At 71.4% G+C, this 5,161-nt stretch carries 5 protein-coding genes; 2 read left to right on the forward strand and 3 right to left on the reverse strand.

Annotated elements, in window-relative coordinates:
* The first annotated feature begins 109 nt into the window (after nt 1-109).
* On the forward strand, nt 110-1,237 hold the full coding sequence (locus tag C1J00_RS37900) for an NADH:flavin oxidoreductase (protein ID WP_102913440.1): 1,128 nt from the start codon (nt 110-112) through the stop codon (nt 1,235-1,237).
* Between the two features lie 89 nt (nt 1,238-1,326).
* On the forward strand, nt 1,327-2,883 hold the full coding sequence (locus C1J00_RS37905) for a carboxylesterase/lipase family protein (RefSeq protein WP_102913441.1): 1,557 nt from the start codon (nt 1,327-1,329) through the stop codon (nt 2,881-2,883).
* A gap of 9 nt (nt 2,884-2,892) precedes the next feature.
* Here the strand turns inward: C1J00_RS37905 and C1J00_RS37910 are convergent, their stop codons facing one another.
* From C1J00_RS37910 to C1J00_RS37920, 3 genes are read right to left on the reverse strand one after another with little or no spacing between them, the layout of a single operon-like run.
* Entirely contained in the window at nt 2,893-3,462 is a 570-nt protein-coding gene (locus C1J00_RS37910) for a hypothetical protein (RefSeq protein WP_102913442.1), read from the reverse strand.
* A 13-nt stretch (nt 3,463-3,475) separates the two neighbouring features.
* Entirely contained in the window at nt 3,476-4,147 is a 672-nt protein-coding gene (locus C1J00_RS37915; protein ID WP_102913443.1) for a Uma2 family endonuclease, read from the reverse strand.
* A gap of 59 nt (nt 4,148-4,206) precedes the next feature.
* On the reverse strand, nt 4,207-5,058 hold the full coding sequence (locus C1J00_RS37920) for a hypothetical protein (RefSeq protein ID WP_439333469.1): 852 nt from the start codon (nt 5,056-5,058) through the stop codon (nt 4,207-4,209).
* Between the last annotated feature and the right edge of the window lie 103 nt (nt 5,059-5,161).

Below are 5,161 nucleotides of genomic sequence, written 5' to 3' on the forward strand. Positions count from 1 at the left end.
GTGTCCGGGATCACAGCGGAGTTGGGATGGCCATGACCGGACCGGATGGTTGAAGGTTACGTCCTATGCGTATGCACATACCTTCCGGTATCCGAAAGTGAGCCCCCACGTGACTGTCGCCGCCTCCGCTTCCCGCGCCGCCGAAATCCTGTCCCGGCCCGTTTCGCTGGGCGGCCTGACCGTTCCCAACCGGATCGCGATGGCGCCGATGACCCGTATGTTCTCCCCGGGCGGCGTGCCCGGCGAGGACGTCGTGTCGTACTACGCGCGCCGCGCCGCCGCCGGAGTCGGCCTGATCGTCACCGAGGGCACCTACGTCGGCCACGAGTCGGCCGGGCAGAGCGACCGCGTGCCGCGCTTCCACGGCGAGGAGCAGCTCGCGGGCTGGGCGAAGGTCGCCGAGGCGGTGCACGCCGCGGGCGGCACCATCGTGCCGCAGCTCTGGCACATCGGCATGGTCCGCAACCAGGGCGAGCCGCCCGTCGCCGACGCCCCGGCCGTCGGCCCCTCCGGGCTGCGCATCGGCGCGGCCGAGCCCACCGGCAAGGCCATGACCCAGGCCGACATCGACGCCGTCATCGGCGCTTTCGCCGAGGCCGCTGCCGCCGCCGAGCGCATCGGCTTCGACGGCGTGGAGCTCCACGGCGCCCACGGCTACCTGCTCGACCAGTTCCTGTGGGAGGGCACCAACCGCCGCACCGACGCCTACGGCGGCGACCGGGTCGCCCGCGTCAAGCTCGCGGAGGAGATCGTCGCGGCCGTCCGCGGGACCGTCTCCGCCGACTTCCCCGTCATCTTCCGCTACTCCCAGTGGAAGCAGGACGCCTACGACGCCCGCCTCGCCGAGACCCCCGAGGAGCTGGAGGCCATCCTGTCCCCGCTGGCCGCCGCCGGCGTCGACGCCTTCCACGCCTCCACCCGCCGCTACTGGCTCCCCGAGTTCGAGGACTCCGACCTCAACCTGGCCGGCTGGACCAAGAAGCTCACCGGCAGGCCCACCATCACCGTCGGCTCGGTCGGCCTGGACGGCGGTGACTTCCTCAAGTCCTTCCAGGGCCACGGCGCCGAGGTCGGCGACCTCGACAACCTCCTCGACCGCTTCGAGCGCGACGAGTTCGACATGGTCGCCGTCGGCCGCGCCCTGCTCCAGGACCCCGAGTGGGCCCGGAAGGTGCTCGACGGCCGCTTCGAGGACGTGGCGCCGTACAACCCGGCGTCGCTGAAGTCCCTCAGCTGACACCCGTCACCACAGCGTCTGGATCTGCTTGCGTCAGTCAACGACACTGACTGAGCGCCTGTTCACCGGCATTCCGTGAGGAGATCCACATGACGACGACCGAGTCCCACCCGTCGGCGGGCGGCTCTGCGGAGGAGCCCGCACCGGTGGTCCGTACGACCGCCGGTGCGGTGCGCGGCCGGAGGGAGGAGGGACTCGCGGTCTTCCGCGGCATCCCGTTCGCCGCACCCCCGGTGGGCGAGGCCCGCTTCATGGCGCCCCGGCCCGCGCACCCCTGGGACGGCATACGCGACGCCTACGCCTTCGGCCCGCCGCCCCCGCAGGACCTCGGCAACCTGGGCGGCCCGGGCCTGCTCGACGTGCCCGAGGGCGACGAGTGGCTCACGGTCAACGTCTGGACGCCCGAGCCCGACCCGGGCGCCCGCCGGCCGGTCATGGTGTGGATCTACGGCGGCGCCTACAAGCTCGGCCACTCCGGCAGCCCCGGCTACGACGCCCGGCACATCGCCACCGAGGGCGACGTGGTGGTCGTGTCCCTCAACTACCGCCTGGGCATGGAGGGTTTCGCGTTCATCGAGGGCGCTCCCGCCAACCGCGGCCTGCTCGACCAGGTGGCCGCCCTGGAATGGGTGCGGGACAACATCGAGTCCTTCGGCGGCGACCCCGGCCAGGTCACGGTCTTCGGGGAGTCAGCGGGCGCGGGCTCGATCGCCTCGCTGCTCGGCATGGACCGTGCGGCAGGTCTGTTCCGGCGGGCGATCGCGCAGAGCGTGCCGGGGACGTTCTTCTCCGACGCACTGGCCCGGGACATCGGCACCGCCCTCGCCGCCGAGCTGGGCCTGCGCCCCACGGTCGCCGACCTCTCCACGATCGCTCCGCACCGACTGACCTCGGCGGGCGAGACACTGAGCGCCAAGATGCTCCAGCGCGTCGACCGCTGGGGCCAGGCGGCACCCACGGTCACGCCCTTCTCCCCGGTGGTCGACGGGGACGTCCTGCCGGTCATGCCGTGGCAGGCCCTGGCGACCGGTTCGGCGCAGGACGTCGAGTTGCTCCTTGGCCACAACCGCGACGAGTACCGCCTGTTCATCGCCATGGCGGGCCGGCTGGGCCAGATCACCGACGAGAGGGCGGCCTCCGCCCTGCGCCTGTTCGCCCCCGGACCCGACGGCGGACAGGCCTACCGCACGGCCTTCCCCGACGCCTCCCCGAGCGAGCTCTACGAACGCGTCCAGACGGACTGGCTGTTCAACATGCCCACCCTCCACCTGGCCCAGGCCCAGCGCGCGGGCGGCGGACGCGCCCACGTCTACGAACTGACCTGGCCGGCCCCGGGCAACGGCGGCGCGCTCGGTGCCTGCCACGGTCTGGACATCCCGCTGCTGTTCGGCACGTACGGGGCGGACCTGGGGCTTCTGCTGTTCGCGGGCGCGGAGCCGTCCGCCGAGGCGCTCTCGCTGTCGTCCCGCTTCCGCGCGTCCTGGTCGGCCTTCGCGAGGACGGGCGACCCGGGCTGGCCCGCCTACGACGACGAGCAGCGGCTGGTGCAGGTGCTGGACGCGGAGCCGGTGGTCACGGCGTACCCGGAGGAGCGGTCGCGGCGGCTGTGGGAGGGACACGAGTTCCTGCCCCTGCCGCTGCTGTAGCCCGGCCGGTCAGAGGTTGCCCATCGGCTCGATGTCCACCTTCACCGGCGTCCCCCAGACCCGGAGCACCTCGTAGTCGGTGAACTCGTGCACCAGCCGGTACGCCATGGCGGCCCGGGGTGCCTTGCGCTGGGCGTTGATGAAGAGTTCGGCCTCCCGCCGGTCCCGGCGCGGGGTGCCGCACAGCTGCCAGGCCTGACCGTTCCACAGCTCCGCAAGCCAGCGCTGCTGGGGCTGGGGGCGATCGCCGCTCACGCCGTAGCGGGACGGCGCGGGTTCGACGGGCCGGTGCTGGGGGGCGGGTCCGTTGAACTCCGCCCTGCGGGCGGCCCTGCGCCGGGTCTCGCAGAGCAGGCACAGGTCGGGGGCGGCCTCGTCGACGGGGCCGTTCGGGTGCTCGGGGCAGCGGGTGGTGGGCGCGGCGCCCGCGACACTCTCGTCCAGCAGGTCCAGCGCGCGCTTCAGATCGGCCTTGATCTCGTGCAGCTTGGCGTCCGGGGAGTCGCCGGTGAGGGCCTCCCCGTGCTCCCCGAGGAGTCGGAGGGCGCGGCCTAGGGCGGTGAGCTGGGCGTGGTTCATGAGTCCATTGTCGTCATTCGGCGTAGTCCTTGAGTTCTTCGGTGTCCAGGCTGAAGCCGAGAGGCTCCGGCAGATCGACCGGGGTGCCCCAGGAGTGAGCGGCCTTTTGCTGGTACCGGCCGTCTTGGGGCTCGCTGTACACGACGACCGTGCTGCTGTCGCGGTCGATGAGCAGGTAGACGGGGATGTCGACTGCCGCGTAGCCGACGGGCTTGTCGATACGGTCCCGCTGGTTGGTGTCGCGGTCGTGGGAGGTGATTTCAACGGCCATGAGGATGCCGTTGGACGCTGACCATTCACCGTGGCCTTTGAAGTGGCCCTTGAGCGCGACGGCTCCGTCCGTGCGGGCCCGCCCCTTCCGGTAGGCCTCGGTCCGGACGCCGGACTCGCCGTACACGCGGAGGTCAGGGCGATGTTGCATGCACTGTTCCTGCAGCCAGACGAAGATCTCCCGGTGGTTGCCGTCCGGCATGGCCTTGACCTCTAGTTTTCCGTTGACGTACTCAAGCCGCACGGTCTCCGGGGCGCGGCGTTCCAGCTCTTCGAAGTCCTCGACGCTGAGCGCGTCCTTTGTCCGGACGCGACCGTCGACGTACTCGAGTCGCACGCCCTTCGGGGCCACCTCGGCCAGATCCTCGAAGTCCTCGATGGGCATCAGCGGGCGGTCAGCGGTACCAGGGGTCATCGTGGTGCCTCCTCCCTTCCATCGTGCCCTCAAAGAGGGGCGTCGCACCGTAGGAGCCGTCATGTGTGTGCCTTCTCTTGTCGTCGTTGGGACATCGCGGCGCGGATCTCGGCCGCACGGTCGTGGATCGTGGGGGCGGACAGAGGTGCAGGGGGTTGCGCGGGCGCGCGTTCGCCCCGGCAGGCGCTGCAACGGCCCCCTGGCAGGGTTTCCGGACGTCCCGGGGCGCCGCAGTTCGCGCACTCCAGGACCCGTAGGGGTGGGCGTGGAGCGGGTGGTGGCGGGAGTTTGCTGGTCAGGCGGTTGCGGACGAGCGCGGCGGAGTGGTGGACGGGTGTCGGCAGGCCGGCTGTGAGCGCTCGCAGTACGTCGTCCTCCGATGCGCCCCGTGCGAACCAGTCCGTGACGAGTGGGGCGAGTGCCGCGCAGTCCGCCTCGGAGAGGGACAGGACGGACGCGGTGCGGCCGAGGGCGGCGAGGAGGATGTGGGCCCGGGAGCGGGTGGGGCGCGCTGCCTGCTGCGGTACGTCGCCGCGGGTGAAGGCGGCCCACCAGTCGTCATCCCGGGCGGTTCGGGACCACCACGATCGGGTGATCCAGCGGGAGCTGCCGTCGTCGGCCGTCACGCACTCCCGGCCGCGCCGCAGATGGCCTGCCTGCTGGATGCGGTTGAGGGCCGTGCCGAGGGCGCACTGTCCGTACGGGAGCTGTTTGGCCAGCGTCTTTACGGAGATGTCGGCGCCGTCGGGGAGCCGTTCGAGGTACGCGGCGATGGCGGCTTCGCGGGGTGCAAGGTGTGCGAAGTCGGGCTTCGCGCGGGGGAGTTGGTCGGGGGCCGTGCGTTTGCCGTAGCCGGGGTTCGCCATTGGATGCGCGGGCGGGGAGGCAGCACTAAACTTGGACTCAGCCATGGGATCGGTCTTTCAGTCGTTCGATCTCTGGTTAAGCCCCCGCAGGTGTTGGCGCACCGGGCGGGGGCTGTTGCTTGCCAGGAACGGTAGAGGTACGTGACTG

The sequence above is a fragment of the Streptomyces cahuitamycinicus genome, assembly GCF_002891435.1.
GTDB classification, from domain to species: Bacteria; Actinomycetota; Actinomycetes; order Streptomycetales; family Streptomycetaceae; genus Streptomyces; species Streptomyces cahuitamycinicus.

Bases quoted from the DNA above. Each gene is read 5' to 3' on its own strand.
- C1J00_RS37905 (WP_102913441.1), top strand. From the start codon at position 1,327: ATGACGACGACCGAGTCCCACCCGTCGGCGGGCGGCTCTGCGGAGGAG.
- C1J00_RS37915 (WP_102913443.1), bottom strand. From the start codon at position 4,147: ATGACCCCTGGTACCGCTGACCGCCCGCTGATGCCCATCGAGGACTTC.
- C1J00_RS37910 (WP_102913442.1), bottom strand. From the start codon at position 3,462: ATGAACCACGCCCAGCTCACCGCCCTAGGCCGCGCCCTCCGACTCCTC.
- C1J00_RS37920 (WP_439333469.1), bottom strand. From the start codon at position 5,058: ATGGCTGAGTCCAAGTTTAGTGCTGCCTCCCCGCCCGCGCATCCAATG.